General features: G+C 60.0%; 25 protein-coding genes, 3 tRNA genes and 2 rRNA genes. 13 read left to right on the forward strand and 17 right to left on the reverse strand.

Annotation, left to right across the window (positions count from 1 at the left end; translation table 11 throughout):
• Nucleotides 1-195: 195 nt before the first annotated feature.
• The 8 genes from SynA15127_RS02480 to psbB form a co-directional block, all read right to left on the reverse strand.
• On the reverse strand, nt 196-1,095 hold the full coding sequence (locus tag SynA15127_RS02480; RefSeq protein WP_186484876.1) for a phycobilisome rod-core linker polypeptide: 900 nt from the start codon (nt 1,093-1,095) through the stop codon (nt 196-198).
• A 164-nt stretch (nt 1,096-1,259) separates the two neighbouring features.
• Nucleotides 1,260-2,516 (reverse strand): FGGY-family carbohydrate kinase, encoded by a 1,257-nt coding sequence (locus SynA15127_RS02485; protein WP_186484877.1) that lies wholly within the window; start codon nt 2,514-2,516, stop codon nt 1,260-1,262.
• 4 nt (nt 2,517-2,520) lie between these two features.
• Nucleotides 2,521-3,780: a methionine adenosyltransferase gene (gene metK / locus SynA15127_RS02490; RefSeq protein ID WP_186484878.1), complete on the reverse strand. Its 1,260-nt coding sequence runs from the start codon at nt 3,778-3,780 to the stop codon at nt 2,521-2,523.
• Nucleotides 3,781-3,804: 24 nt separating this feature from the next.
• Complete coding sequence (locus tag SynA15127_RS02495) at nt 3,805-4,590, reverse strand: HAD family hydrolase (protein WP_186484879.1); 786 nt, start codon at nt 4,588-4,590, stop codon at nt 3,805-3,807.
• Between the two features lie 11 nt (nt 4,591-4,601).
• Nucleotides 4,602-5,702: a 30S ribosomal protein S1 gene (locus SynA15127_RS02500; RefSeq protein ID WP_186484880.1), complete on the reverse strand. Its 1,101-nt coding sequence runs from the start codon at nt 5,700-5,702 to the stop codon at nt 4,602-4,604.
• Nucleotides 5,703-5,802: 100 nt separating this feature from the next.
• Nucleotides 5,803-6,282: a transcriptional regulator NrdR gene (nrdR, locus tag SynA15127_RS02505; protein WP_186485538.1), complete on the reverse strand. Its 480-nt coding sequence runs from the start codon at nt 6,280-6,282 to the stop codon at nt 5,803-5,805.
• Between the two features lie 217 nt (nt 6,283-6,499).
• On the reverse strand, nt 6,500-6,595 hold the full coding sequence (locus SynA15127_RS02510; RefSeq protein WP_006042122.1) for a photosystem II reaction center protein T: 96 nt from the start codon (nt 6,593-6,595) through the stop codon (nt 6,500-6,502).
• Nucleotides 6,596-6,618: 23 nt separating this feature from the next.
• Nucleotides 6,619-8,178, reverse strand: coding sequence for a photosystem II chlorophyll-binding protein CP47 (gene psbB, locus SynA15127_RS02515; RefSeq protein WP_186484881.1), 1,560 nt, complete (start codon nt 8,176-8,178; stop codon nt 6,619-6,621).
• Between the two features lie 187 nt (nt 8,179-8,365).
• On the opposite strand from psbB, the gene SynA15127_RS02520 reads away from it, so the two are divergent.
• Nucleotides 8,366-8,815 carry a 2Fe-2S iron-sulfur cluster-binding protein gene (locus SynA15127_RS02520; protein ID WP_186484882.1) on the forward strand — a complete coding sequence of 150 codons (450 nt, stop codon included), beginning with the start codon at nt 8,366-8,368 and terminating at the stop codon, nt 8,813-8,815.
• A gap of 59 nt (nt 8,816-8,874) precedes the next feature.
• Nucleotides 8,875-8,979 carry a photosystem II reaction center protein PsbM gene (gene psbM, locus SynA15127_RS02525; RefSeq protein WP_186484883.1) on the forward strand — a complete coding sequence of 35 codons (105 nt, stop codon included), beginning with the start codon at nt 8,875-8,877 and terminating at the stop codon, nt 8,977-8,979.
• Nucleotides 8,980-8,986: 7 nt separating this feature from the next.
• Here the strand turns inward: psbM and SynA15127_RS02530 are convergent, their stop codons facing one another.
• On the reverse strand, nt 8,987-9,832 hold the full coding sequence (locus SynA15127_RS02530) for a universal stress protein (protein WP_186484884.1): 846 nt from the start codon (nt 9,830-9,832) through the stop codon (nt 8,987-8,989).
• Between the two features lie 46 nt (nt 9,833-9,878).
• Here SynA15127_RS02530 and SynA15127_RS02535 point away from each other — a divergent pair, with 46 nt between their 5' ends.
• From SynA15127_RS02535 to SynA15127_RS02555, 5 genes are read left to right on the forward strand one after another with little or no spacing between them, the layout of a single operon-like run.
• Nucleotides 9,879-10,346, forward strand: coding sequence for an acyl-CoA thioesterase (locus SynA15127_RS02535; protein ID WP_186484885.1), 468 nt, complete (start codon nt 9,879-9,881; stop codon nt 10,344-10,346).
• A gap of 27 nt (nt 10,347-10,373) precedes the next feature.
• Nucleotides 10,374-11,474: a DNA-processing protein DprA gene (dprA, locus tag SynA15127_RS02540; protein WP_186484886.1), complete on the forward strand. Its 1,101-nt coding sequence runs from the start codon at nt 10,374-10,376 to the stop codon at nt 11,472-11,474.
• A complete protein-coding gene (gene prmC, locus SynA15127_RS02545; protein ID WP_255475548.1) occupies nt 11,471-12,349 on the forward strand; it encodes a peptide chain release factor N(5)-glutamine methyltransferase in 879 nt (292 codons plus the stop codon). Before dprA ends, prmC begins: the two co-directional genes overlap by 4 nt.
• Nucleotides 12,346-12,948: an L-threonylcarbamoyladenylate synthase gene (locus tag SynA15127_RS02550; protein ID WP_186484887.1), complete on the forward strand. Its 603-nt coding sequence runs from the start codon at nt 12,346-12,348 to the stop codon at nt 12,946-12,948. The genes prmC and SynA15127_RS02550 overlap by 4 nt, the downstream gene beginning before the upstream one ends.
• Complete coding sequence (locus tag SynA15127_RS02555; RefSeq protein WP_186484888.1) at nt 12,945-13,118, forward strand: hypothetical protein; 174 nt, start codon at nt 12,945-12,947, stop codon at nt 13,116-13,118. Before SynA15127_RS02550 ends, SynA15127_RS02555 begins: the two co-directional genes overlap by 4 nt.
• 7 nt (nt 13,119-13,125) lie before the next feature.
• Here the strand turns inward: SynA15127_RS02555 and SynA15127_RS02560 are convergent.
• From SynA15127_RS02560 to ctpZ, 7 genes are all read right to left on the reverse strand, one after another.
• Nucleotides 13,126-13,197 (reverse strand) — tRNA-Thr (locus tag SynA15127_RS02560).
• Nucleotides 13,188-13,397, reverse strand: coding sequence for a response regulator transcription factor (locus tag SynA15127_RS02565; RefSeq protein ID WP_186484889.1), 210 nt, complete (start codon nt 13,395-13,397; stop codon nt 13,188-13,190). Before SynA15127_RS02565 ends, SynA15127_RS02560 begins: the two co-directional genes overlap by 10 nt.
• A gap of 39 nt (nt 13,398-13,436) precedes the next feature.
• On the reverse strand, nt 13,437-13,700 hold the full coding sequence (minE, locus tag SynA15127_RS02570; protein WP_043695142.1) for a cell division topological specificity factor MinE: 264 nt from the start codon (nt 13,698-13,700) through the stop codon (nt 13,437-13,439).
• A 4-nt stretch (nt 13,701-13,704) separates the two neighbouring features.
• Nucleotides 13,705-14,517: a septum site-determining protein MinD gene (minD, locus tag SynA15127_RS02575; protein ID WP_043695145.1), complete on the reverse strand. Its 813-nt coding sequence runs from the start codon at nt 14,515-14,517 to the stop codon at nt 13,705-13,707.
• A 60-nt stretch (nt 14,518-14,577) separates the two neighbouring features.
• Complete coding sequence (gene minC / locus SynA15127_RS02580; RefSeq protein WP_186484890.1) at nt 14,578-15,219, reverse strand: septum site-determining protein MinC; 642 nt, start codon at nt 15,217-15,219, stop codon at nt 14,578-14,580.
• Nucleotides 15,220-15,282: 63 nt separating this feature from the next.
• The gene (locus tag SynA15127_RS02585) at nt 15,283-16,533 is read right to left on the reverse strand and encodes an HD domain-containing protein (protein ID WP_186484891.1); all 1,251 of its coding nucleotides are present in this window, start codon (nt 16,531-16,533) and stop codon (nt 15,283-15,285) included.
• Entirely contained in the window at nt 16,530-17,807 is a 1,278-nt protein-coding gene (gene ctpZ, locus SynA15127_RS02590) for a carboxyl-terminal processing protease CtpZ (RefSeq protein WP_186484892.1), read from the reverse strand. Before ctpZ ends, SynA15127_RS02585 begins: the two co-directional genes overlap by 4 nt.
• 67 nt (nt 17,808-17,874) lie before the next feature.
• Between ctpZ and petB the strand changes: the two genes are divergently transcribed.
• Nucleotides 17,875-18,531: a cytochrome b6 gene (gene petB / locus SynA15127_RS02595; RefSeq protein WP_007100534.1), complete on the forward strand. Its 657-nt coding sequence runs from the start codon at nt 17,875-17,877 to the stop codon at nt 18,529-18,531.
• A 39-nt stretch (nt 18,532-18,570) separates the two neighbouring features.
• A complete protein-coding gene (petD, locus tag SynA15127_RS02600; protein WP_186484893.1) occupies nt 18,571-19,053 on the forward strand; it encodes a cytochrome b6-f complex subunit IV in 483 nt (160 codons plus the stop codon).
• Nucleotides 19,054-19,105: 52 nt separating this feature from the next.
• On the opposite strand, the gene SynA15127_RS02605 is transcribed toward petD, so the two are convergent.
• On the reverse strand, nt 19,106-20,560 hold the full coding sequence (locus SynA15127_RS02605) for a glycoside hydrolase 100 family protein (RefSeq protein ID WP_186484894.1): 1,455 nt from the start codon (nt 20,558-20,560) through the stop codon (nt 19,106-19,108).
• Between the two features lie 699 nt (nt 20,561-21,259).
• On the opposite strand from SynA15127_RS02605, the gene SynA15127_RS02610 reads away from it, so the two are divergent.
• The 4 genes from SynA15127_RS02610 to SynA15127_RS02625 all read left to right on the forward strand — a co-directional run bounded on the left by SynA15127_RS02610 (nt 21,260) and on the right by SynA15127_RS02625 (nt 26,409).
• Nucleotides 21,260-22,745 (forward strand): 16S ribosomal RNA (locus tag SynA15127_RS02610).
• Between the two features lie 190 nt (nt 22,746-22,935).
• Nucleotides 22,936-23,009 (forward strand) — tRNA-Ile (locus SynA15127_RS02615).
• A gap of 9 nt (nt 23,010-23,018) precedes the next feature.
• A tRNA-Ala gene (locus SynA15127_RS02620) sits at nt 23,019-23,091 on the forward strand.
• A gap of 452 nt (nt 23,092-23,543) precedes the next feature.
• A 23S ribosomal RNA gene (locus SynA15127_RS02625) occupies nt 23,544-26,409 on the forward strand.
• The 16S and 23S rRNA genes sit together here with 2 tRNA genes alongside, the layout of an rRNA operon.
• Nucleotides 26,410-26,442 lie beyond the last annotated feature (33 nt).

The raw sequence follows: 26,442 nt of genomic DNA on the forward strand, positions 1-26,442 counted from the left end.
AACGGTGTGGACGACCGCTCAGTGCAAACGCTGCCAGACCAAGGTTGCCAGATTCCATCCGCTGTAGCCCACATAGCCCGCTAAGGCGATGAAAAGCAGAACGGACAGCACTTCTTGCGGTTTGGTGGGCATGCGTTGAACTGAGCTCCTGGTTGAAGCGGGGGCATGGACGGGTGGGCCTGGAGCAGCTGTTGCTCAGACCCAGCTTTTCGAGTTCTTCGGGTTGAACATTCTCTTGAAGGCTCCTGAGGTGGGATCCTGAACTGCCTTGGAGTACACGAAGCCAGAAACATCGAAACCTTTTTTGGTGCTGATGTTGCGGGCATTGTTCAATGCCACGACCAGCTGACTACGCCTTTCAGTGATGGTGTCGGAGGCGGCGTTGCCTTGTGTGACTTGACTGTGATTGACAAACGTGGAGCAGTGGAATCCAGCTTCTGAGGTCCAGGCTCTTGAGTAGGGGACCGTATCTGTTCCAAAAACTTCCAGGTATTCACCGGAATGGGTGATTTTGTCGACCAAAGCGTCGTAACCCTGTTCGGCAATCAGGCTGATACAGGCACTCACCTCTGCCTGGCTAATGGGTGGACGTCCGAGCAGGTGCTTGAGATTCAGCTCGATTCCCCGAATCGGTGACGTTCTGAAAAAATAGCTCTGCTTGTAAAGATCAGATTTCGCAAGGCCTGCCACAAAATCACGAACTGAGATATCGCCATTGCGCAATCGAGACTCGAGCTCAACGCTGCGCTGGCTTTCGGTAGGCCCGAGATTGCCATAAACCTGTTTATAGGCAGATGAGATAGCGGTTTCGAGAGCTTCTGATCCAGTTGACGCGTACTGATCAGCCATCACCGCAAAGGGGCATTCCTGGTGATGGCGGGCGCCGATGCCGCTGCCGAGAGCTGCGCACTGGTTCTCTTTGTATTCCAGATTGGTGGAGGCAGCCTTGCCGGGCTGAGGCAACAGACGCCCCTGCTTGCTTTCTTGCCGGTAGCGATTGGTCACGCTGCCCTTGCGCTCCTTCGAGCCATTTGAGGCCGTGTACGAGATACGGCTCAGGCTGGTGAAATCACGCGTCGGTTTGATGACGACCATGAGTGATTCAAAAGGAGGATTCGTGCCGCCGACAATAGTGTGATTGCGTCAACGTCTTCATCAGGCTGAAAGGCTTGCAACAAAATTTTTGCCAGCAATCTGTCAGCTGGTTTCGAGCTCCCATTGCATTTTTGATCAGCGATACCGCTGCTGTGCAAGTTTTCTTAATGCTCCGACGCACCTTTTTGGGACACGGCTTGCAGCGCCAGCCTCGCGACTCCGGCAGCTGGAGGAGTCGAGCAGCTCACCACGGGAAGGCCAATCCGGCGTTCCCTGATGCGACGCCACTGGGGGTTGCGGGCACCGCCTCCAAGGCTCACCACCCGAGTCGGTGGATCCGCCCCGAGTTCTGTCAAGCGAGCCCAACCCTTCGCTTCAATCTCCGCCAACCCCTCCAGAAGCCCATGCAGGTAGAGCGCATCGCTGACCGGTCGTGGCTCCATCACCGGCTGTAGATCGGGGTCGTCCACGGGAAATCTCTCCCCCCGCCCTGGCAACGGCCGCAGCGTCAGGCCGCTGTCGCGCTCAGGGTCGATCTGGCGGCTCAGCTCTGCCAGCAGATCGTCGCTGAAGAAGCGACGCAGCACTCCACCGCCGGCATTGGAGGCGCCGCCGCACAACCATTGGCCTCCCACCCGATGCACGGTCACCCCTGCTCCTCGGATGGGAGCAGCCATGAAGCGTTTCATCACCAGGGTGGTGCCCAGCACAGTGATGCCGTCATCGGGGCCAGGATCGGCAGCCAGCACGGCTGCGTTCGAGTCCGTCGTGCCAGCTACCACCTGCAGCCCATGGGGCAGGCCCAGTTCATCGGCCCGACCGGCATCGATGATGCCGAGAACGGCTCCGCTGGCTCGAACCTCAGGGAGTGCTTGTGCCCATTCCTGGGCTGCAATTCCGGCTGGCCAGCTCTTGCTCTCCAGATCCCACCCCAGGCGCAGATTGTTGCCTTCCTCGCCCCATCGCCAGTCATTGAGCAGCCAGCCGTTGATCCAGTCGGCCTGATGACGCAGCAGAAGATTCGGACCGAACTGATCGATGAGATGCAGTGCCCTGGCCACACTGCCGCTGCTGCTTGACGCAGGTCCCCCCCGCGGCACCAGACAATGGACGCGTTGGCCATGTTCCGGGTATGCCCGGGCATAGCTGAGCGCTTCCGTCAGAGGTGCACCTTGGTGGTTGCAGGCCAGCAGCGTGCCCGATGTCCCATCCACTGCCAGAGCCCGCAGGCAGGGGCGAAGAGGGTCTGGAATGCTGTGCAGGAGAGATCTGCAGGCCTCAAGCCAGTCCTGCGGTCGGTGAATGCCCTCTGCGTAGCGGATGGCTTGCGTGTGCAGAAGTTCTCGGTCGGCATTCATCACCGCCATCCGCACACCGCTGGTTCCCAGGTCGATGCCCAGGACCAGTGGTGCATCCTGCATGGATTCAGACCAAGGCTTCCTGTTGGATGCGCTTGCCTTCCGCCTTCACAAGTTCCTCGCTCTTGGCTGTCACGTCCTCCCAGGGAGCCTGGAGGTCGTTGCGTCCGAAATGGCCATAGGCCGCAGTGTCTTGATAGAAACGGCCGCCCCGTTGCCGGGGAAGATTGCGCAGGCCGAAGGTCTCGATGATGGCGCCGGGGCGCAGATCGAAATGTTCCTGCACCAGGGCGGTGAGGGCATCGTTGGCCAGTGCGCTGGTGCCGAAGGATTCCACCAGGATCGACACGGGCTTGGCCACGCCGATGGCATAGCTCAGCTGCACTTCAGCCCGTTCGGCGAGCCCTGCGGCCACGAGGCACTTGGCCACATAGCGCGCGGCATAGGCGGCCGAACGGTCCACTTTGGTGGGGTCCTTGCCGGAGAAAGCACCACCGCCGTGGCGGGCATAGCCGCCGTAGGTGTCCACGATGATCTTGCGGCCGGTGAGGCCGGCATCGCCCTGGGGCCCTCCCACCACGAACTTGCCTGTGGGATTCACCAGATACTTGGTGGTCTCGCGGGAGGGCTTGAGGGCTAGATCGGCTGTCGCCGGCTCCACCACATGGGTCCAGAGGTCTTTGGTGATGCGCTCGCGGATGCCCTGCTCATCACTGATCCCGTCCACTTCAGCGGTGTGCTGAGTGGAGACCAGGATCGTGTCGATCGAGACGGGCTTGTCGTTTTCGTAGACGACGCTCACCTGGGTTTTGCCATCGGGAAGCAAATAACCCAGGGTTCCGTTGTGGCGCACTTCGGCCAGGCGACGGGCCAGACGGTGGGCCAGGCTGATCGGCAACGGCATCAGCTCGGGCGTCTCGTTGCAGGCGTAGCCGAACATGATTCCCTGGTCGCCGGCACCCACCAGATCCAGGGGATCACCGGCGTGGTCGTCGGCCTCGTTGACGCCCTGGGCGATGTCAGGGGACTGCTGGTCGAGAGCCACCAGCACCGCACAGCTGTTGGCATCGAAGCCACCGGCGCGGGCGCCGCTGTAACCGATCTCCTTGATCACATTGCGCACCAGGTGGATGAAATCCACCTGCGCTTTGGAGGTGACCTCACCGGTGATCATGCACAGTCCGGTGTTGACCACCGTTTCGCAGGCCACCCGGCTGGTGGGATCCTGAGCCAGCAGCGCGTCAAGAACCGCATCGCTCACCTGATCGCAGATCTTGTCGGGATGCCCCTCCGTGACGGATTCGGAGGTAAAGACGTAACGGCTCATGCTCACGGGAAGTGATGCAGGAGTTTACGGGTTGACTTCCAGCGCCAGCTCACGCCAGTGGTCCATCACGTGGTGGGCCGACGGCAGGTGGGGGTGGCTGCTCCAGCCGCCCCGATAGCCAACAACCACTCCCACGCCCGCGGCGACGGCCATCTGCAGATCGGTTTCCGCATCGCCGATCAAGGCACAGTTCGCCGGTTCCAGCCGGAGGCGCGCGCAGAGCTGAGCGACGGCCTCCGGGTCGGGTTTTCGTGGGGAATCATCCGCGCTCCAGTTCTGCTGGAACAGCGTGGTCAGCTTGTGATGGGCGAGGAACTGCTCAATGCCTGGGCGGGTGTCATTGCTGATCACCGCCGCTGGCACTGCGTGGTCTTCCAGCTGATGGAGGAAGGTTTCCGCACCCGGAAGCAGCGGTGATGGCGTCTGCGTTGTGCTGGCCGCCTGATCGTTCATGTCCACCTGATCAAAACTGGCCTTGGCCAGAGTCAGGGCGTCCGGCCAGCTGCTGCCCAGTAGACAGAAGACCGTGGCGGCGGAGACCAGATTGTCCTGACGGGCCGCCACCGCGATGGTTCCATCGGGACGCAGGCCTTCTGGAATGATCCCGAAGGCATGGCGCAAGCCGTCGCGCAGCTGCGCCTCCAGGGACTGCTCCGAAGAGCGCTCGCACCAGAGGCTTGCTGCGGTGTCGATGCGCTGTTGGGCCAGCGACAGCAGATGCGGTTCGCTGTGGGACAGGGTGCCGTCCTTGTCGAACAGCACCGCGTCGATCGTGCCGATGCAGGAGTTCCTGAGCAGGAGTCTCGGCATCGTTTCCGGCTTCAGACCAGCATCACACCCAGGGAATCGTCTCCTTCCTCAGCCTGTTCCAGCAGCATCTGCTTGTAGCGGGCCGCCATTTCCTCGGCTTTGTCGAACACCTTCTGGGGGTCGGTGAGCATGTCGCCTGGTTCGGGCTCGAGAGCCTTCGTGGACAACGAAATCCGGCCGCGCTCGGCATCCAGATCGATGATCATCACTTTCATCTGATCATTCACGTTCAGCACCGAGTGGGGGGTCTCGATGTGCTCGTGGCTGATCTCGGAAATGTGCAGCAGACCGCTGACACCACCGATGTCGATGAAGGCGCCGTAAGGCTTGATGCCGCGGACGGTACCCACCACCACTTCGCCCACTTCCAGGCGATTCATCTTCCGCTCCACCAGGGCGCGGCGATGGCTGAGCACCAGACGGTTGCGCTCCTCGTCCACCTCTAGGAACTTCAGGGGCAGGAAGTCGGCGACCAACTCCTCTTTGGGTTTACGGGTGCTGATATGGGATCCGGGGATGAAGCCTCTCAGCCCCTCCACCCGAACGAGGGCACCACCGCGGTTGGTGGCGAACACCTCGGAATAGATGGTGGCGTCTTCCTTCTGCAGCTGACGCACACGCTCCCAGGCGCGCTGGTATTCGATCCGGCGGATCGAGAGGGCCAGCTGACCGTCTTCGTTCTCCTCGCTCATGATGAAGAACTCTCTGATCTCACCGGGCTGCAGCACATCGCTGAGACCCTCGACCCGGTTGATCGACACCTCCTGCAGAGGCATGAAGGCAGCCGTCTTGGCGCCGATGTCGATCATGGCGCCCTTCGATTCCAGGGCGAAGACCGTGCCGTTGACGATGTCGCCAGGCTTGAAGTTGTAGTCGTACTTGCTCAGAAGAGCAGCGAATTCATCGATGGTGAATCCGGCATCATCCAGATTGCGGCTGCTGGCACGGCTGCTGGGGTCGTCAGCGGTCGGGACCTCTTCAGGGATGCTCAGATCCTCTTCGCTGAATTCGGCTTCCGCTGCATCCAGCGTGGCTGATACCGCGCCGGTGTCTTCATCGCTGGGCGGCGCATCGATGTTCTGGGCCTGTTCTTCGATCGGAGTCGCAGACATTGAGCAGTGGCGGTCTACCTCGGATGGGCAGTGCGAAGGATTCACACGGGCTGCCCGCCGACAACCTGTGGAGAATTAAGGACTCTACAGATCAGTGAACTCAGCTCACAGCTGCGAGATGTCCCTTGCTGTCGCTGTTCATGGTTTCAAGGGTGGAGACGAAATCGTCGATGCCGCGGAACTGCCGGTACACCGATGCAAAACGGATGTAGGCCACTTCACTCATCTCCTTGAGCTGAACCAGCACCATCTCTCCGATTTCCGCACTGGTCACCTCTCGGCCACTGCGCTGCTGGAGTGTCAGCTCGAGTTCCTCTACAAGGGATTCAAGCCGTGATGCGTCAACACCGGTCTTCTCGCAGGCACGGTTGAGACCATGCAGCAGTTTCCCGCGGCTGAAGATCTCGCGGGTTCCGTTGCGCTTGATCACCGAGATCGGCACGGTTTCTACCCGCTCATACGTGGTGAAGCGGAATTCGCAGTTCAGGCACTCGCGGCGCCGTCTGACACTGCGTCCGCCATCCGCCGCGCGTGACTCGAGCACCCGGCTGTCCGTGTTCTGGCAGGAGGGGCACTGCAAGTCGGAGCTGGTAGCAAAGTGCACCAACTGTAGACAGTGATTCGAAGCTTGAGAAGGGTGTGCTGGACACAGGTCTCAACAAAGGATGTTTCGGACTCTTTGGGCTGGAGTGAGACTGCGCCATACCCGGACTGATGACGAGATCGGAATGGGACGCTCAGCCCCAGAGTCCGGCCATAAAAAAACCCCGCCGAAGCGGGGTTCCCATGGGGTGGACTCACTTGCCGATCTTTGGAGGATCGCGGAAGGCGATCGCGAAGAACAGGGTTGCAATCGCAAGCGTGAGAATGAGGATGTAAGCGAAGCTTTCCATCTGAGGACTCCTTTAGAGGGCGATTATTTGAGAGGGGAGCCTGCTGGAGGCACATAGCCTTCAGGCAGCCGTCGTGTGGATTTGTCGCCCAGTTTGGCGAACAGACCGAATTCAACCTGGTCTCCAAGGTCAGGATCGATCCCGGCGAACACGTCTCTGTAGAGGGTCCGGGCTCCGTGCCAGATGTGGCCGAAGAAGAAGAGCAGCGCGAAGGTGGCGTGGCCGAAGGTGAACCAGCCGCGGGGTGAGCTGCGGAAGACGCCGTCAGAGTTGTAGGTGTCGCGATCGAAATCGAAACCTTCACCCAGCTGAGCCTTGCGCGCTAGGCGTTTCACGTCAGCGGGATCGCTGAACTTCTGGCCATCGAGGGCTCCACCGAACACCTGGGCCGTGACGCCCTGCTGCTCGAAGGAATATTTGGCTTCCGCCCGACGGTAAGGAATGTCGGCACGAACGATCCCTTGCTCGTCCTGCAGGACAACGGGGAAGTTCTCGAAGAAGTTGGGCAGGCGGCGAACTTCGAGTTCACGCCCCTCTTTGTCAGCAAAGACGATGTGACCCACCCAGGAAGTGGCCAGTCCATCGCCATTCACCATGGGGCCGACACGGAACAAACCACCTTTGGCAGGGCTGTTGCCGACGTAGTCGTAGAAAGCCAGTTTTTCAGGAATGGACTCATAGGCCTCCTGACGCGTTGCACCATCGTCCATGGCGGTCTGGACGCGACGGTTGATTTCAGTCTTGAAGTAACTCTGATCCCACTGATAGCGGGTGGGTCCGAACAGCTCAACAGGGGTCGCAGCTGACCCGTACCACATGGTTCCCGCCACGATGAAGGCGGCGAAGAACACTGCGGCGATCGCACTGGCGAGAACGGTCTCGATGTTGCCCATCCGCAGCGCTTTGTAGAGACGCTCGGGTGGACGGGTGGTGATGTGGAAGATGCCGGCGATGATGCCGACGATCCCGGCCGCGATGTGGTGAGCGACGATGCCGCCAGGGTTGAACGGATTAAAGCCCTCCGGACCCCAGGACGGTTGGACTGGTTCCAGGTGACCCGTTAGCGAGTAGGCATCGGTTACCCACATTCCCGGACCGAAGACCCCGGTCAGGTGGAAAGCACCGAAGCCGAAGCAGCCGAGACCGGCCAACAGCAGGTGAATGCCGAAGATCTTGGGGAGATCCAGGGCCGGTTCCCCGGTCCGGGGGTCCTGCCAGATCTCAAGATCCCAGAACGTCCAGTGCCAGATGGCGGCGAGCATCAGCAGTCCGCTGAAGATGATGTGCGCTGCTGCCACACCCTCGAAGCTCCAGAAGCCTGGATCCACGCCGGTTTCTCCGGTGATGCTCCAGCCACCCCAGCTGCCTGTGACGCCGAGACGGGACATGAAGGGCATCACGAACATGCCCTGACGCCACATGGGGTTCAGGACCGGATCGGACGGGTCGAAGATGGCGAGCTCGTAGAGAGCCATGGAGCCGGCCCAGCCGGCAACAAGGGCTGTATGCATGAGGTGCACTGCCAGAAGGCGGCCCGGGTCATTGATGACGACGGTGTGCACCCGATACCAGGGCAATCCCATGGGTCAGGTTCGGGGGGGACAGAGCTGCACGGTTAGCAGCTATTCCGGCCGATCGTAAGGGTTTCGTTCCGTCTGGCGGTTTTCCCCCCCTCCAGCTGAAACGAGCGGTGACATGAATGTTCGAGGCAGGTTGTTCACAAAACGCAACCCTCGAACCCATGATGGTCATCTTCTGCCCGCTCTTCCCATGCCGGTGATCCGATTTGTTCGAGAAGGTCGCGACGTGGAGTGCTTCCCGGAGGAGAACCTCCGCGACGTCGCTCTGCGGGAAGGGGTTGAGCTCTATGGGCTCAAGGGTCAGCTCGGCAACTGCGGCGGCTGCGGTCAGTGCATCACCTGCTTCGTCGCCGTTGTCGACGAGGATGGTGTGGAGGCTCTCTCGGAGCGGACCCCGGTGGAGGAGGCCAAGCTGCGTCGGCGCCCGCAGGAGTGGCGCCTGGCCTGTCAGGCCCTGGTGGATCGTTCCCTGCTGGTCTTGACCCGTCCTCAGGTCCGCCTGCCGGATGCGGAGGCCCGTCTGGCGGCGGCCCGGCAGGCTCCGTTGCCGGATGGTCCCACCGCGTGGCCGGTGCCACCGGAAGCCGAGCTGGAGGAGTCGGAGGACGGGACTCCTGCTAACGCCGATGAAGAGGGCTGAGACTGTGGCGTCCATGGCCGCTCGACGGTGATACGTTCGCCAGGATTCCAACTGCGGCTATGGAAACCAACGATCTCGGATTTGTCGCCAGCCTCCTGTTCATCCTGGTGCCGGCGATCTTCCTGATCATTCTGTATATCCAGACCAACAGTCAGGAGAGCTGAGGGGTTATCAGCGCTCCGGTTCCCGGACCAGCAACACCGGCGCTGGAGCGTGAACCCGGATGTAGTCGCTGACCGAACCGCCGAGAAGTTTGTCGAGATCCACCAGCCCCCGTGCCACGAGCGGGCGGCGGTCCTGCGAGGCGATCACCACGAGGTCAGCATTGGCTTCACCGGCCGCGGCGCAGACAGCCCGGCCGATGTCCTTGCCGAAACTGGTCATCGGGCGCAGCTCCACTCCGAAACCGCGGGCGCGTTGAACCGCAGCGTCGAGAATCTCATCGGCGCGGGTGCGTCCTCCGCGGGTCGGGGTCGATTCCTGACGGACCACATGAACACCCGTCAGCGTTCCTCCGGGGATCTCGCTGATCAGCTCGCAGGCGGTGCGCAGGGCGTCGTCCCCCACGCCGGTTCCATCGATCGTCACCATCACTCGGTTGACATGGCGGACGTAGAGGTCATCGCGCACGAGCAGCATCGGACGGGTCGAGAGTTGGAACACGTACTGACTCGTGCTGTTCGCGAGGATCGACTGAAGGCGTCCGAGCCCCCGGGATCCCATCACGATCAGGTCGCTGTCGATCTCCTCGGCAACCTTGAGCACAACCTGTTTGGTGTCCCCGTCGCGGACCAGGATCTTCACGCTGTCGGCCTGGAGACCCATCCGCTCGGTGGCCTTACCCAGGAGGCTCTCTGCCTCGGCGCGGTGGTCTTCCGCTTTCGCTTTGCTTTGCTCCGGAACCACATGGAGCAAGGTGGCCCGGGCCCTTTTCAGGCTCGGGACGTCCTGCAGCATGCGGACCATTTCTTCGACATGACCCTTCCCTGAGTCGGCGATCAGCAGATTCCTAAACACGTAGGTGAGGCAGCCTGTCTCGAAAGCCTATGGGGCGGGAAACAGGATGAGTCGTCAGCAGAGGCAGAGCGTTACGACGCGCCCCTGGCGTCTGCGCAAGCGGGTGCTTCCACAGCACACCGACCATGCCGGCGTGATGTGGCACGGCGCTTACGTGGCCTGGCTTGAGGAAGCCAGGGTGGAGGCCCTTTGCGCAGCGGGCCTCTCCTATGCCGTCATGTCAGATGAGGGCATTGAGATGCCGGTTGTGTCGTTGCGGATCGACTACCGCCAGGCGCTGAGGCACGGGGATGCGGTCGTCCTCGAGAGTCGCTGCGAGGCGAGGCGTGGTGTGCGCTGGCCCTGGACCACCCGCTTCCTGCTCGGTGAGACGGTGATGGCGGAGGCGGTCGTGGAGCTGGTGATGCTGCGGCGCAGTGAAGAGGGTGGAGTGGTGCTCAGGCGGGTGCCGCTGGAGGTGCAGGCGGTGATCGACCGCCTGCTGGGAGGAGGCCACGAGGAGCCACCGGTCTAATCTGGTACAGGTGTACTGGTTGGCGGGATGCGCGGTTGGTGGTGGGTCTGGAGTCAGTGTCCTGGTGTCGGAGCGGTGCGTTTGTCCCATCTGCGAGCTGTCGCCAGGGACCATGGCATCGGACCTGAGGCTCTCTGGAGCTGGCCTGAGCCGCGTCTGGCCGAAGCTCTCCCCTGGCCTCGACCGGTGTTGCAGGCGGTTGAGCGTTATCGCAGCCACCTTGGAAGGCACCCGGATCTCACGGTTCCCCGCGAGGTGCTGCTGCCCTGCGATGACGCCTGGCCCATGCGGCTCGATCGGATGGCTCAGCCGCCGAAGCTGCTGTTCCGACGCGGACGGCTGGACCTCCTGGAGTGCCTGACGTCGGGTCAAGCGGTTGCGGTGGTTGGCACGCGGTCGGCATCTCCGCATGGCATCCGGATGGCGGAGGACCTTGGCCATGCCCTGGCGCGCTCAGGTTGGCCTGTGATCAGCGGCCTTGCCGAAGGCATTGATGCCGCAGTGCATGGGGGCTGCCTTCAGGCGGATGGAGCTCCTGTGGCCGTGCTCGGGACCGGTCTCGATCGCGTGTATCCCCGTCATCACGATGCTCTGCAGAAGGCTGTGGCGGAGCAGGGGCTGCTGATCTCGGAACGCGTCTTCGGGGAGCCGGTCCAGCGGGGTCACTTCGCCCATCGAAATCGTCTGATCGTGGCCCTGGCCTCGGCGCTGGTGGTGGTGGAGTGCCCAGAGCGCAGCGGTGCGCTGATCTCTGCTCGGCAGGCTGAACAGCGCTCCTGCCCGGTTTGGGTGGTGCCAGGGGATGCCCTGCGCTGGTCGGCCAGGGGAAGCAACGCTCTGCTGCAGAACCAGGCGGCACCGCTGCTCTCGGCCGAAGCCCTCGTCAGGCATCTCGGGCCAGGGCCTTTGCTACGGCATGAGCCTGAGCCGCTTCCATCCCAGCTGAACCCGGAGAGGGCGGAGCAGATCGAACTGATGCAGGCCATGGCCTCCGGTGCCTCCCTGGAGGATCTGTCGAGCCGTCTGAGGCAATCTCCTGCCGCCCTGGCTCGCCGGCTTCTTGAGATGGAGCGGCTTGGCAGGGTCGTGTGTGAGTCTGGTTATCTCTGGCGTCCCTGCCGACGTTGACGGATCCCCGGAGCATCCCTGGCGCGGAGCTGATGGCCTGGAGACGGGCACAGCTGCAGCGCGGTGGTCGCGGTGTTGACCTCGACTGGCTTCTGGACCTCGGCGGCGGCCTGTCCTGGCGCGATCTGCAGCTGTTGATGGTCGATGCTGACCGCACCGTGATCCTCCAGAGTCCGCTCGAGATCCTTGAAGATCACTGGTTGCGTCACCTGCAGCATCAGGTGCCCCTGCAGCATCTGGTGGGCCTCTGCCCCTGGCGTGATGTGGTCCTTGAGGTCTCGGAGGCCGCTCTGATTCCGCGCCAGGAAACCGAGCTGCTGCTGGAGCTGGCGATGTCAAGGCCGCTGTCTGGTGCTCCTCGGCGGCTGGCCGATCTCGGCACAGGGTCAGGCGCCATCGCCGTCGGCCTCGGGCGCAGCTGGCCCGACGTTCCGGTGCATGCGGTGGAGATCAGTCCTGACGCCCTGCTTCTGGCGGAGCGGAATCTCAGAACGCATGGCGCCTGCGCTTGCTGGACGCTCCACTGCGGCAGCTGGTGGGAGCCGCTCAGGCCCTGGTGGGGTGCGTTCGATCTCGTGCTCAGCAATCCGCCCTACATCCCGTCGAACCTGATCCATGGTCTCGAGCCGGTCGTGCGGGACCATGAACCCCATCTCGCCCTCAGTGGCGGCGCCGATGGACTCGACAGCGTCCGTGCCGTTGTGAAGGATGCCCCCAGGGCTCTGTCGCCGGGGGGATGGCTTCTGATCGAACATCACCACGATCAGAGCGATGCCGTGGTGGCACTGATGCAGAGAGTCGGTCTGAGCGATGTGGACGCAGCCCCCGATCTGCAGGGTGTGATGCGCTTCGCGATGGGGCGAAGGCCGTTGTGAGCTCTTCCCTCATCGACATCCTCGAGGCTCCGGAACTGGCTCGACGGCTGTTGGCAGGCTCAGCCGCCGTGATCCCGACCGACACGCTCCCTGGCCTTGCCATCCAACCTGAGTGCGCTGATCGTCTCTGGTCGATCAAGCGGCGCCCCGCCGACAAGCCGCTGATCCTGATGGGATCCTCCGCTGACGAGCTGATCAGTCTCTGCGACGAATCCTGCAGGGACGAGGCCATGACGATGGCCCTGGATCACTGGCCGGGTGCAATCACCCTTGTTCTGCCCTCCACAGACCCCGTGGTGGGATGGCTCAATCCAGGAGGAGGCAGCCTCGGACTGCGGGTGCCGAACTCGTCCCTGACGCGTTCGCTGCTGAGCCGGAGCGGTCCGCTCGCAACCACCAGCGCCAACCGTTCAGGTGAGCCCTCCTGCGCATCAGCGGCCGAGGCTGCGGTCGTTTTTCCGGATCTCCCGCAGCTGGGGCCTCAGCCATGGCCTCGTTTGTCAGGCCAGGCGAGCACCGTGCTGGCCTGGGATGGTCCAGGCCGCTGGCGCCTCCTGCGCAGGGGCGCTGTGATGCCCACAGGTTGTCAAGACCGATGATTGCCCTGATCGGCCTCTGCCTGTTGTTCATGAGCCTGTTCCACTGGCTTTTTGAGCCATTGGAGAAGGTCGCCACCGCTCTGCTCGAAGTGCGAGGACTGGGCTGGATGGCCCTTCTGACGTTGATCTGGATTTTCGCCTCGCAACCCGCTGGCGGGTCTGAGCGCTAAATCCGAAAGCCGGCTGACGGATTTGAACCGACGGCCTTCGCTTTACAAAAGCGCTGCTCTACCACTGAGCTAAGCCGGCATCCCATGCATGGTAATCATCCAGAGCGCCAGCTCCAGCCTGTTGCGACATCCTGTCTTCGCGAGTGCTCGGCTGATGTGACATTCCACCGTGCGGTGGCTCAGCACCAGTCTGTCCGCGATGGCGCGGTTGCTGAGGCCCTCTGTGAGCAGAGCAGTCACGCGCTGCTCACTGGGGGTGAGGTGGTTGAGAGATCTCAAGTACGGGAGGACTCTGGGGAGAAGTGTTCCCCGCGCCTCTCACTTCAGGGACCGTCGGATCGGCAGATTGGCCACCAGCGCCGTGACGCGATCCTCGGTCTCCAGACTCACGTCTCCCTCCTCGACGTCGATTTCCACGTAACGGGCCACGACCTCGAGAATCTCCCGACGCATCTGCTCCAGCAGCTCGGGATTGAGGTCGCTCCGGTCGTGGGCCAGCACGAGCTGCAGTCGCTGCCGTGCGGATTCGGCGCTGGCGGGCTGACGGCGGAGCAATTTGTCGATCAGATCTTTGAGCGTCATCGGTTCAGAAGATCCTGGTCTGCATCAGCTGGCGCATCTTGGCGCGCAACCCTGAACGGGCTTCGGAGGGATCCATGAGAGGAACGTCTTCTCCCTGAAGGCGGCGGGCGATGTTCTTGAAGGCCTTCGCTGCAGGGGAATTGCTTCCAGTCAAGGTCAGCGGTTCTCCACGGTTCGTGCTGACGATCACCTGTTCGTCTTCGAACACCAGTCCGAGGAGCGGCAGAGCCAGGATGTCGGTGACATCGTCGGCGGAGAGCATCTCCTGGTTCGACATCATCTTCGGACGGACGCGGTTCAGGACAAGCTGAATCGGAGTGACTCCCTGACTGTTGAGCAGGCCGATCACCCGATCCGCATCACGGACGGCAGCGACCTCGGGTGTGGTGACCACCACGGCTTCCCGTGCTGCGGCCGAGGCGTTCTTGAAACCATCCTCGATTCCTGCCGGGCAATCGATGAGGATGTAGTCGAAGGAGGGCTCAAGCAGTGCCGTGATGGCTCGCATGTCCTTGGGTGTCAGCCACTCCAGCATCCGTGGATTACCGGCCGGAAGCAGCGCCAGATTGGGTTCCTGTTTGTGTTTGACCAGCGCCTGTTCCAACCGGCAGGACTCGGCCAGAACCTCCTGAGCTGTGTAGACGATGCGGTTTTCAAGGCCGAGGAGCAGGTCGAGATTCCGCAGGCCGAAGTCGGCATCCAGAACGACCGTGCGGACACCCTGGCGTGCGAGGGCGATTCCGAGATTCGCCGTTGTCGTCGTCTTGCCGACGCCGCCCTTGCCCGAGCAGATCAGGATCGTTCGTGTCGTCGACACCAGGGATTCGCTTGGGTCTCGCCAGGATAAACAGAGTGTTTGCACTGGCAACCCAATTGATCAGCGGCGAGGGAGCGTCTGAGCGGGTGCCGCCTCGATCACGATCTCACCGTCCTCCAGGCGGGCCTGCTCCACCAGACCCTCCTGCGGCAGATCCTCCGGTCCACGTGCCACCACGTCTCCGATGCGCAGCTGAAGTGGCCTCAGTTGCAGGGCGATGATCCGCGCTGAAGGATCGCCATCTCGTCCGGCATGGGCGATTCCGCGCAGACGTCCCCACACAAGGACGTGTCCAGCAGCACTGATCCGTGCACCAGGATTCACATCTCCGTAAAGCAGAACATCCCTGTCGCTCTGGAGATGGTCGCCGGATCGAAGGGTGCCGTGATGGAACAGCAGCCCTTCCCCTGTCGATGGAGATGGATCAGCTGTCGCGTCGTCTTCCACGAGGTGCGGCTGCAGCCGTGCATCGAGACCGAGGGCCGAAGCGCTGACGATGGTCTCCGGACATTGTCCGAGCAGGGTCCGGAGGGTGTAGCCGCGGGCAGCAGCGATGCCACTCAGCTGCTGAAGATCGCTGCAGGTCAGTAGCCAATCCCCGCAGTCAAGATCAATCGGCCCTGGCGAGGCGTCCTGCAGTCGGTCCTCCAGAGCATCCCGCCAGTGCTGATGGTGTCGGTCCGGCAGCTGCAGCATGGTCATCGACGCCGGGAGCCTGGTGTGCCCCATTCAACGGGAGACAGGCGACAGGTCGAAGGTTCGGCTTCAGAACCCCTCCCCATCCAGAGCGGCCTGCAGATCCTCCTGAATCTCCCGCGGATGGATCAACCAGGACGTTTCAGCAGGTGTCGACAGACTGGCCACCAGTGCGGATGCTTGCTCGAGAGCCTGAAGACGGCGTCCATTCCAGAGCCGCAGCCCGCCTCTGTAGGGGTGATATCCACGGATCTGCTGGTGACGAAGCCCACAGCAGGAGGCCGGATCCAGGCCGATGGATTCCGCCAGACGTCCGGCGATCGCCAAGGCTTTCAACTGGTCCTCGCTTCCGATGTGTTCCACCGCCATGGCCTTGAGCAGGCGTCGATCCAGAAAACGGCTGCAGAGTTCAGCCAGGGAGTCCGGTCCCTCCTGCTGCCATCTCTGCAGGTGATATCCGGTGCGGACGTCGTCGTTGGCAAGAAAACAGGGAAGGTCGAGGCCGTCGGGCTCCCAGAGCCATCGGGCCATGACGGCATCGGCCCAGACCTGATCGGGCCCCAGCTGCCTGGCGGTGCGCACCAGCCTCTCCAGCAGCCAGTTGCACACCACATTCAGGCGATGGTTGTAAACGCTCCGGTACATCAGATTGCGCACCACCAGGTAGTGCTCCACTGCCATGAGGCCCTTCGGATGCAGGGCCAGGTCGCCGTCCGGAGCGAGGATCAGGGCCGCCAGGATGCGATCGAGATCCAGCTGTCCGTAACGCGTTCCGGTGCTGTAGCTGTCCCGCAGCAGATAGTCCAGCCGGTCACAGTCCAGCTGACTGCTGACCAGTCTCTTGATCACGAGACGTTCCGCCACTCCCTTGGCAAGCAGGGCAGCGACGGCTGCCGCCGTTCCGGGGGCATGGTCTTCGAGGCAGCCGCGGATCACCGGGTCCTCCTCAATGATCCGGGCTGACCAGTCCTCATGATGCAGTCCGAACATCTCTTCACCGGTGTGGCTAAGGGGGCCATGGCCGATGTCGTGCAGAAGTGCTGCGGCGTACAGCAGCCCTCGATCACCCTCCAGCTCTGCGTTCTGGTTCAGCAGTTGGGTGAAGGCGCGCCTGGCCAGATGAAACACCCCGATGGAATGGGTGAAGCGGCTGGATTCCGCGCCGTGAAACGTGAGGAAGGCTGGCCCCAGCTGACGTACCCGGCGCAATCGCTGAAAAGGTGGGGTGTCAACCAGGGTCATCACCATCGCTTCCGCCGGGACATCCCCGTCGAGTCGGATGCCCCGGTGCAGGGGGTCGTGATAAGTGCGCTGCTTCATCCCGCGGGGACGTCCGCCGTTCTTTCAAGCAGAGCCTCCAGAGACTGTTGGGCCTCGTTCAGCCAGCGATCACCATCCCCTCCTGGATTCAGCGGTTCGGGTCCATCCAGCACCCGCTCAGGTTCGATGCCTGTGCCCTGGATGTCCCGTCCGTCCGGGGTCACGTAACCGGCCACGGTGACCGCCAGCCCACTGCCGTCACTGAGGTTGGTCAGGGTCTGGATCAGGCCCTTGCCGAAGGTTCGGCCGCCCAGCAGCGTCGAACGCCCGTTGTCCTGCAGTGCTCCCGCCAAGATCTCGCTCGCGCTCGCTGTCCCTCCATTGACCAGGGTGAGCATCGGACCGTCATAGAGGCTGTCGAATCCCGCCTGAATCGAGTCATTGATGCCCTCCCTGTTGCGGGTCTCCACGATGGTTCCGCCCGCCAGGAAGTCATCCGCCACAGCGAGGCCGGAACTCACCAGACCGCCTGAATTGTTGCGGAGGTCCAGCACCAGCCCTTCGATGTTTTTGTCCTGCAATTCAGCCAAGGCCTGACCGACCTGCTCGGGCACGCTTTCGGTGAATTGGGTGATGCGCAGGTAGCCGTAGGTGTGGGAATCGCTGCGGAGCCGCCGGGTGCGCACCGGACGCAGGTCAACGCTGCGTCGCTCCAGCGAAAGCTCATGTTCCCCATCCACCCCATCCGACAGCATCAGCAGAACCGTGGTCCCCACGTCGCCGCGCAGAGCGTTGGCCGTTCCTTCCAGTCCGAGATCAGCCACCGCCACACCGTTCACCGAGAGAATTTCGGCACCGCTGTTCACACCGGCGTCCGCGGCAGGGGAGCCGTCGAGCGCTGAGATCACCACAACTCTGGAACTGTCTGATCCCGGGCCGAGCTGGAGCCCCACACCACTGAGATTTCCAGTCGTGCTGTCCTTCAGAGCGGCGTAATCATCCGGGCGTAACAGCCGTGTGAAGGGATCCTCGAGGGGCGCGAGCATCGCCTCGATCGCCTGATAGGCGTCCTCGCTGCTGCTGATCGAACGCTCCAGGGCTTTCTGGCGCTGGCGTCTCCAGCGGATCTCATCCAGTCGCTCAGGGCTGAGATAGCCCTGATTCACAAGCCTCCAGCTCTCCACCACCAGCTGTTGGGCATCGCTGAGGGCCTGGGCAGATCCCAAGGGCTGCAGGACCAGTCCGCAGCACATCAGCAGCGCGATCAGGCTGCGTAGGCAGGCAGACGCTCTGCGCCGCAGCCGTTCTGAGTTTCCGTTAACAGTCGGATACATAGCGGTCCCTCCGGCGCCGTGGCTGAAGCGTGCTCAGTAGACTTTCGCAACTCGAGCCCGCTTGTGCATGGCGAACTCATCACCGGTTTACGACTGGTTCCAGGAACGTCTTGAAATTCAGGACATTGCCGACGACATCAGTTCCAAGTACGTGCCGCCGCACGTCAATATTTTCTATTGCCTGGGTGGCATCACCCTGGTCTGCTTCCTGATCCAGTTCGCGACCGGCTTCGCGATGACCTTCTATTACAAGCCGACCGTGGCTGAGGCCTACACCTCGGTTCAGTACCTGATGACGGATGTCAGCTTCGGCTGGCTGATCCGCTCAGTGCATCGCTGGAGTGCATCCATGATGGTGCTGATGCTGATCCTCCACGTTTTCCGGGTCTATCTGACCGGAGGCTTCAAGCGTCCCCGTGAGCTCACCTGGGTCACTGGTGTGACCATGGCCGTGATCACCGTTTCATTCGGCGTTACCGGTTACTCCCTCCCCTGGGATCAGGTTGGATACTGGGCCGTGAAGATCGTTTCCGGTGTTCCCGCTGCCATTCCTGTGGTCGGCGACTTCATGGTGGAACTTCTCCGGGGCGGTGAAAGCGTCGGCCAGTCCACCCTCACGCGCTTCTACAGCCTTCACACCTTTGTGATGCCGTGGTTGCTGGCTGTCTTCATGCTCATGCACTTCCTGATGATCCGGAAGCAGGGCATTTCTGGTCCGTTGTGATCGATTTCTCTACTCTTCAACCATCACCCGGAGTTTCTGATGCACATCCTCAAGAAGCCTGATCTCTCTGATCCCAAGATGCGGGCCAAGCTCGCCAAAGGCATGGGGCACAACTACTACGGAGAGCCAGCCTGGCCAAACGACCTCCTCTACATCTTCCCGGTCGTCATCCTCGGAACCATCGCCTGCGTTGTTGGGCTCGCTGTTCTTGATCCGGCCATGCTCGGAGACAAGGCCGACCCCTTCGCCACCCCTCTTGAAATTCTTCCCGAGTGGTACCTGTATCCGGTGTTCCAGATCCTGCGCGTTGTTCCCAACAAGCTTCTGGGCATCGCTCTGCAGACCCTGGTTCCCCTGGGACTGATGCTCATTCCCTTCATCGAGAGCTTCAACAAGTTCCAGAACCCCTTCCGCCGTCCCGTGGCCATGACGGTGTTCCTGTTCGGAACCGTCGCCACCATCTATCTGGGTATCGGAGCAGCGATGCCGATCGACAAATCTCTGACACTCGGCCTGTTCTGATCACCGATCGGAACCATCGCCTTAAGCCTCCGGGTCCGACCCGGAGGCTTTTTTATTGGAGACCGTTTTCCAGCTGCAGCATGAGCACATCGTCGGGGTTCACCCGCAGGAAGTGATGCAGCAGCAAAAAGCCCACGATGGTCCAGGTCTGATAAGTCCTGGACTGCTGCCCAACCCACGTGCCGGTAGGCCCATCGAAGTATTCGGCCCACTGCTGTTTGGGCAGCTGGTTCAGATGGCTCCAGTAGCACTCTTCCAGCATGGTCTTCATCTGACCCATCAGCAGCACGTCCGCATGCGGGTGAAGCCGCTCATGCAGCAGGATCGATGACCCGAAAAACCAGAGCAGGCTCGGCCAGTGCCCACCGTTGTGATAGCTCCAGGGCCAGTTCTTGGGGTCTGAACCGGTCTTGTTCTCCCACTCCACACCACCCATGGGGGGGTGGCAGATGCGCATCGGCATCTGAGCCATCAGATGCTGGCGGTTATGCAGCACGAGCCGGAACAAGGCCCGTTGCTGGGGCGCGGTGAGCAGTCCGAACAGGGAGGCCAGTGAATTCCCGAGGCTGTAGAAGCGGAAGTCCGGTCGGCCGGTGCGCATGTTGCCGATGAGATACCCGCCTCGGTTTTCCAGCCAGTCCTGCAGCCAGTCGGGAATCACCTGAGGCTGCACATTGAATTCGTTCTGATATTGATTGTCGCCGTACTGCTCCGTTGGGCGTCTCCTCAGAACCTGCATGGTTTTGCTGGTGACCCAGTAGTGCTTGAGCAGGTACTGGCGCAGATCGTGCATCCATCGGCGGCTCAGCCGGAGACGTTCCTCCAGCAGCGCATTGCTGTCGTGCTGCTGACAGAGTTCCATCAGTCCGATGCAGCTGCGCAGCGCTGCGAACAGCAGCACCTCTACTTCCAGCGGTGCTCCCCAGACATCCATGGGGCGATCAATCATGAAGGCGCAGTCCGGAACAAAGAGCACCGGTGTGCCTTCGAAGCTCGGATGGAGAACCAGGTCCAGCAGCAGTTGCAGCCCGCGCTGAACACGCTGACTGCGTCCGAATTCTGAATCGCCGCTGCGCTTGACGTAGAGCCAGCACAGAATCGGCCACCAGAGGCTGGCATCCACGGACGTGATCCGTCCGATCGATCGCTGGCCGTAATCGGCCACGAGATCACCCTCTTCTTCCACAAAACTGGTGGGGAAGACGCCGCGGGTCTGCACCGTCGTGCTCTGCAGATCCAGACAGACCGAGAGAAACTGCTTCACCACGGGGTATCTCCCCTGAAGCAGCAGGTAGATCATCACGGGAACGTTGTCCCGAAGGAAGATCTCTCCGTAGTTCAGCGCCTCGTCGTGACGCGGATGCTCCAGGGCTGCCACGCTCCCTGCGAGTTCCCCGCGGATCTGGATCAGGGTGCGCTCGAAATGCTCGCGGGCCTTCTGAACAACCTGATCTTCTTTCGAGCTCGGACGGAACCGTTGATTCTGCTGTGTGAAGCCGGTTGGCATCGCATCCCGTCATCCTTTTGGGAAGCTAGTCATGCCAACGGGTCTCGGCAGTGGAAGCGATTCTGCTGATCCCCGAGGGTCGCTGTTGTTGCCTGGGTGGGTGTTGTGGTGTTATGGTTTTGTCTTGCGCAGGAGCCGAGAGGCGAGTGCGCAAGCCTGCGGAGGAAGCGAGTGTTTCCGAGTGTCTGCAGGTGCTTACGAGGCCGGAAAGGGAGAGATCCCACGGTGTTGTAAGTTTCAGAAGCGGTCGCGAGACCGCGTTGATCAACACCCACCTTCTGAAAGGGAGGAGAGGATAGTTGATCGAACCTGGACAATTGAAAAGTTTAGGAACTGACGCTTTCATCGCGTTCAGATGAGTATTGAGCCGCAAGGTGAGATGAGCATTTGAATGAAGAAGCGATGAAGGTGTGAGGTCCCGTCAAAAGAACAAACGTGTTGCAGAGAAGCATTGTGCTTGCAATGGCGAGGTTTTCACGAGCCTTGCGGTTGCCGGTGTGCGCAATGTGGAGCAACAACCGGATCTGAGATCCTGGAAAGTCATTAATAGAGAAATCTAGAGATGCACTCTTAAGAACCCTTTCTGTGTCAGCGGGAAGGAGGCCTCAACTGTTGCCGGCAATTGCTGAGTAATGGGTGACGCAATCATGTTGAGCGATTCAGGTAAGCAATTATTTGAGTTGTAAGAGGACATGAACTACAACGGAGAGTTTGATCCTGGCTCAGGATGAACGCTGGCGGCGTGCTTAACACATGCAAGTCGAACGAACCTTCGGGTTAGTGGCGGACGGGTGAGTAACGCGTGAGAATCTGCCCTCAGGAGGGGGATAACAGCTGGAAACGGCTGCTAATACCCCATATGCCGCGAGGTGAAATGAATTTCGCCTGAGGATGAGCTCGCGTCTGATTAGCTAGTTGGTGTAGGTAAAGGCTCACCAAGGCATCGATCAGTAGCTGGTCTGAGAGGATGATCAGCCACACTGGGACTGAGACACGGCCCAGACTCCTACGGGAGGCAGCAGTGGGGAATTTTCCGCAATGGGCGAAAGCCTGACGGAGCAACGCCGCGTGAGGGATGAAGGCCTCTGGGCTGTAAACCTCTTTTATCAAGGAAGAAGATCTGACGGTACTTGATGAATAAGCCACGGCTAATTCCGTGCCAGCAGCCGCGGTAATACGGGAGTGGCAAGCGTTATCCGGAATTATTGGGCGTAAAGCGTCCGCAGGCGGCCCAGAAAGTCTGCTGTTAAAACGTGGAGCTTAACTCCATCATGGCAGTGGAAACTGTTGGGCTTGAGTGTGGTAGGGGCAGAGGGAATTCCCGGTGTAGCGGTGAAATGCGTAGATATCGGGAAGAACACCAGTGGCGAAGGCGCTCTGCTGGGCCATAACTGACGCTCATGGACGAAAGCCAGGGGAGCGAAAGGGATTAGATACCCCTGTAGTCCTGGCCGTAAACGATGAACACTAGGTGTCGGGGGAATCGACCCCCTCGGTGTCGTAGCCAACGCGTTAAGTGTTCCGCCTGGGGAGTACGCACGCAAGTGTGAAACTCAAAGGAATTGACGGGGGCCCGCACAAGCGGTGGAGTATGTGGTTTAATTCGATGCAACGCGAAGAACCTTACCAGGGTTTGACATCCTGCGAACCTCTTGGAAACGAGAGGGTGCCTTCGGGAACGCAGTGACAGGTGGTGCATGGCTGTCGTCAGCTCGTGTCGTGAGATGTTGGGTTAAGTCCCGCAACGAGCGCAACCCACGTCTTTAGTTGCCAGCATTTAGTTGGGCACTCTAGAGAGACCGCCGGTGATAAACCGGAGGAAGGTGTGGATGACGTCAAGTCATCATGCCCCTTACATCCTGGGCTACACACGTACTACAATGCTACGGACAAAGGGCAGCAAGTTCGCGAGGACAAGCAAATCCCATAAACCGTGGCTCAGTTCAGATCGTAGGCTGCAACTCGCCTACGTGAAGGAGGAATCGCTAGTAATCGCAGGTCAGCATACTGCGGTGAATACGTTCCCGGGCCTTGTACACACCGCCCGTCACACCATGGAAGTTGGCCACGCCCGAAGCCGTTACTCCAACCCTTGTGGAGGAGGACGTCGAAGGTGGGGCTGATGACTGGGGTGAAGTCGTAACAAGGTATCCGTACCGGAAGGTGCGGATGGATCACCTCCTAACAGGGAGACAAACAACGATTTTGATGCCTGAGTATTTTTATTCTTAGGCCGAAATCCTGTCACCTTAGGTCGATCGGTACCTCAGCGTTGAAGTAACTGGATCAGCAGCAATGTTGATTTGAGTTATGGAGATGATCAGTTCCTAAACTTTGTCTAGGTCACACCCCACAAGGGTTGAGTTTTTTTTCCTGGGCCATTAGCTCAGGTGGTTAGAGCGCACCCCTGATAAGGGTGAGGTCCCTGGTTCAAGTCCAGGATGGCCCATTCGGTGTTGGGGGTTTAGCTCAGTTGGTAGAGCGCCTGCTTTGCAAGCAGGATGTCAGGAGTTCGAGTCTCCTAACCTCCACTGACCGAACTCAATCTCCATTTTCCGTGTAACGGGAAATGACTCGAAATGCGAGGTGTGATTTGGATGATGTCCGCTGGATGACCCCAGCTTCCTGTCATTCCAAGGATGAGTGAGAACTCATGATTTGGTTGATAAGATGCTGGGCTCAATTCAAGTTATTGAGCAATCAATGATTTGATTTGGAGTCTGGCAGAACCTTGACAACTGCATAGGTGAAGTCTGGAAAAAACAAAGCATCTCATGGATGCATTGTTTTGAGTCTGAGTATCCGAAAGGATGCCTAGAACCAGAGCAATGAAAATTCTTTTGAGCAAGAGCCGAGACTCTAAAATGTTCTTCTTGTCGTGTCGAGCGACGAGGAGTTTGATTTTATTTTCAGTTTCAGTGAAAACTGAAGTTGAAAACAGAAGAATCCGTCTCAACAACGGTAAGCGTTTTAGAGGTTAATTGGTCAAGCTACAAAGGGCTCACGGTGGATACCTTGGCACACAGAGGCGATGAAGGACGTGGTTACCTGCGATAAGTCTCGGGGAGCTGGAAGCACGCTTTGATCCGGGAATTTCCGAATGGGGCAACCCCTAGTACGGCCAGCTGAATCCATAGGCTGGCGCGAGCCAACCCAGCGAACTGAAACATCTTAGTAGCTGGAGGAAAGGAAAGTAAAAACGACTCCCTCAGTAGCGGCGAGCGAACGGGGAAGAGCCTAAACCGATGCTTTCGAGCATCGGGGTTGTGGGACAGCAACGTGGATCAGGAATGTTAGGAGAAGTGTTTGAATGACACGCCACAGAGGGTGAAAGCCCCGTACCTGAAAACTGAACTGACCTAGCTGTATCCCGAGTAGCACGGAGCACGTGAAATTCCGTGTGAATCCGCGAGGACCACCTCGTAAGGCTAAGTACTCCTGTGTGACCGATAGCGAAACAGTACCGCGAGGGAAAGGTGAAAAGAACCCCGGGAGGGGAGTGAAATAGAACATGAAACCGTGAGCCTACAAGCAATGGGAGCCCTACTCATAGGGTGACCGTGTGCCTGTTGAAGAATGAGCCGGCGACTTATAGGCACTGGCGGGTTAAACCGGAAATGGTGGAGCCATAGCGAAAGCGAGTCTGAATAGGGCGTTTGTCAGTGTTTATAGACCCGAACCCGGGTGATCTAACCATGGCCAGGATGAAGCTTGGGTGATACCAAGTGGAGGTCCGAACCGACTGACGTTGAAAAGTCAGCGGATGAGCTGTGGTTAGGGGTGAAATGCCAATCGAACCCGGAGCTAGCTGGTTCTCCCCGAAATACGTTGAGGCGTAGCGTCTGATGCTCCAGCAGGGGGGTAAAGCCACCATTTCGGTGCGGGCTGCGAGAGCGGTACCAAATCGAGATGAACTCTGAATACCCTGTGTGTAGTCAGGCAGTCAGACTGTGGGGGATAAGCTCCATGGTCAAGAGGGAAACAGCCCAGACCGCCAGCTAAGGTCCCCAAATCAACACTAAGTGATAAAGGAGGTGGGATTGCATAGACAACCAGGAGGTTTGCCTAGAAGCAGCCATCCTCAAAGGAGTGCGTAATAGCTCACTGGTCGAGCGATCCTGCGCCGAAAATGAACGGGGCTAAGTGTTGTACCGAAGCTGCGGATTTATGGTAGGGGAGCGTTCTATGTGGGGCGAAGCGTTAGCGTGAGCGGACGTGGACTGCATAGAAGTGAGAATGTCGGCTTGAGTAGCGAAAACATGGGTGAGAATCCCATGCACCGAAACCCTAAGGGTTCCTCCGGCAGGCTCGTCCGCGGAGGGTTAGTCTGGACCTAAGGCGAGGCCGAAAGGCGTAGTCGATGGATAACAGGTCAACATTCCTGTACCGGTTATGTTTTGGGAAGAGGGACGGAGAAGGCTAGCCAAGCCAGATGTTGGTTACTGGTTCAAGCGTTCGAGGCGTTGAGGAGCGGAGAAAACGTTCCGAGCTGAGGCGTGAGTACGAGCTGCTACGGCAGCGAAGTTGGTGACGTCATGCTTCCAAGAAAAGCTCTATACCCGTTAAGGCATAACTGCCAGTACCCGAAACCGACACAGGTGGGGTGGTAGAGAATACCGAGGTGCGCGAGGTAACTCTCTCTAAGGAACTCGGCAAAATGGCCCCGTAACTTCGGGAGAAGGGGTGCCACCGCAAGGTGGTCGCAGTGAAGAGGCCCTGGCGACTGTTTACCAAAAACACAGGTCTCCGCTAAGTCGCAAGACGATGTATGGGGGCTGACGCCTGCCCAGTGCCGGAAGGTTAAGGAAGCCGGTCAGCGTAAGCGAAGCTGGCGACTGAAGCCCCGGTGAACGGCGGCCGTAACTATAACGGTCCTAAGGTAGCGAAATTCCTTGTCGGGTAAGTTCCGACCCGCACGAAAGGCGTAACGATCAGGGCGCTGTCTCGGAGAGAGGCTCGGCGAAATAGAATTGTCTGTGAAGATGCGGACTACGTACACCTGGACAGAAAGACCCTATGAAGCTTTACTGTAGCTTGGTATTGTGCCCGGGCTCTGAATGCGCAGGATAGGTGGGAGACGTTGATCTCATGCTTGTGGGTATGAGTTAGTCACTGGTGAGATACCACTCTTTCAGAGCTAGGGTTCTAACGTTCACCCGTTATCCGGGGAGCGGACAGTATCAGGTGGGCAGTTTGACTGGGGCGGTCGCCTCCTAAAAGGTAACGGAGGCGCGCAAAGGTTCCCTCAGGCTGGTTGGAAATCAGCTGACGAGTGCAAAAGCAGAAGGGAGCTTGACTGTGAGACCAACAAGTCGAACAGGGACGAAAGTCGGCTTTAGTGATCCGACGGTTCTGAGTGGAAGGGCCGTCGCTCAACGGATAAAAGTTACTCTAGGGATAACAGGCTGATCTCCCCCAAGAGTTCACATCGACGGGGAGGTTTGGCACCTCGATGTCGGCTCATCGCAACCTGGGGCTGAAGTCGGTCCCAAGGGTTGGGCTGTTCGCCCATTAAAGCGGTACGCGAGCTGGGTTCAGAACGTCGTGAGACAGTTCGGTCCATATCCGGTGTACGCGTAGGAACATTGAGAGGATTTCTCCCTAGTACGAGAGGACCGGGAGGAACGCACCTCTGGTGTACCAGTTATCGTGCCAACGGTAAACGCTGGGTAGCCATGTGCGGAGTGGATAACCGCTGAAAGCATCTAAGTGGGAAGCCCACCTCAAGATGAGTGTTCCCATGGGGTAACCCAGTAAGGTCACGGGCAGAACACCCGTTGATAGGCTCTACGTGGAAGTCCAGTAATGGATGCAGCGGAGGAGTACTAATAGACCGAGGGCTTGACCAACTTCTTGGTTCTTGCCTGAAAGACAGACTTTGT

It is taken from the genome of Synechococcus sp. A15-127, assembly GCF_014280215.1.
In the GTDB taxonomy this organism is placed as follows: domain Bacteria; phylum Cyanobacteriota; class Cyanobacteriia; order PCC-6307; family Cyanobiaceae; genus Parasynechococcus.

Coding starts and splice junctions, on each gene's coding strand:
- SynA15127_RS02480 (WP_186484876.1), bottom strand. CDS start 1,095: ATGGTCGTCATCAAACCGACGCGTGATTTCACCAGCCTGAGCCGTATC.
- SynA15127_RS02485 (WP_186484877.1), bottom strand. CDS start 2,516: ATGCAGGATGCACCACTGGTCCTGGGCATCGACCTGGGAACCAGCGGT.
- metK (WP_186484878.1), bottom strand. CDS start 3,780: ATGAGCCGTTACGTCTTTACCTCCGAATCCGTCACGGAGGGGCATCCC.
- SynA15127_RS02495 (WP_186484879.1), bottom strand. CDS start 4,590: ATGCCGAGACTCCTGCTCAGGAACTCCTGCATCGGCACGATCGACGCG.
- SynA15127_RS02500 (WP_186484880.1), bottom strand. CDS start 5,702: ATGTCTGCGACTCCGATCGAAGAACAGGCCCAGAACATCGATGCGCCG.
- SynA15127_RS02510 (WP_006042122.1), bottom strand. CDS start 6,595: ATGGAAAGCTTCGCTTACATCCTCATTCTCACGCTTGCGATTGCAACC.
- psbB (WP_186484881.1), bottom strand. CDS start 8,178: ATGGGATTGCCCTGGTATCGGGTGCACACCGTCGTCATCAATGACCCG.
- SynA15127_RS02520 (WP_186484882.1), top strand. CDS start 8,366: ATGCCGGTGATCCGATTTGTTCGAGAAGGTCGCGACGTGGAGTGCTTC.
- psbM (WP_186484883.1), top strand. CDS start 8,875: ATGGAAACCAACGATCTCGGATTTGTCGCCAGCCTCCTGTTCATCCTG.
- SynA15127_RS02535 (WP_186484885.1), top strand. CDS start 9,879: ATGAGTCGTCAGCAGAGGCAGAGCGTTACGACGCGCCCCTGGCGTCTG.
- dprA (WP_186484886.1), top strand. CDS start 10,374: ATGCGCGGTTGGTGGTGGGTCTGGAGTCAGTGTCCTGGTGTCGGAGCG.
- SynA15127_RS02555 (WP_186484888.1), top strand. CDS start 12,945: ATGATTGCCCTGATCGGCCTCTGCCTGTTGTTCATGAGCCTGTTCCAC.
- minE (WP_043695142.1), bottom strand. CDS start 13,700: ATGACGCTCAAAGATCTGATCGACAAATTGCTCCGCCGTCAGCCCGCC.
- minC (WP_186484890.1), bottom strand. CDS start 15,219: ATGACCATGCTGCAGCTGCCGGACCGACACCATCAGCACTGGCGGGAT.
- SynA15127_RS02585 (WP_186484891.1), bottom strand. CDS start 16,533: ATGAAGCAGCGCACTTATCACGACCCCCTGCACCGGGGCATCCGACTC.
- ctpZ (WP_186484892.1), bottom strand. CDS start 17,807: ATGTATCCGACTGTTAACGGAAACTCAGAACGGCTGCGGCGCAGAGCG.
- petB (WP_007100534.1), top strand. CDS start 17,875: ATGGCGAACTCATCACCGGTTTACGACTGGTTCCAGGAACGTCTTGAA.
- petD (WP_186484893.1), top strand. CDS start 18,571: ATGCACATCCTCAAGAAGCCTGATCTCTCTGATCCCAAGATGCGGGCC.
- SynA15127_RS02605 (WP_186484894.1), bottom strand. CDS start 20,560: ATGCCAACCGGCTTCACACAGCAGAATCAACGGTTCCGTCCGAGCTCG.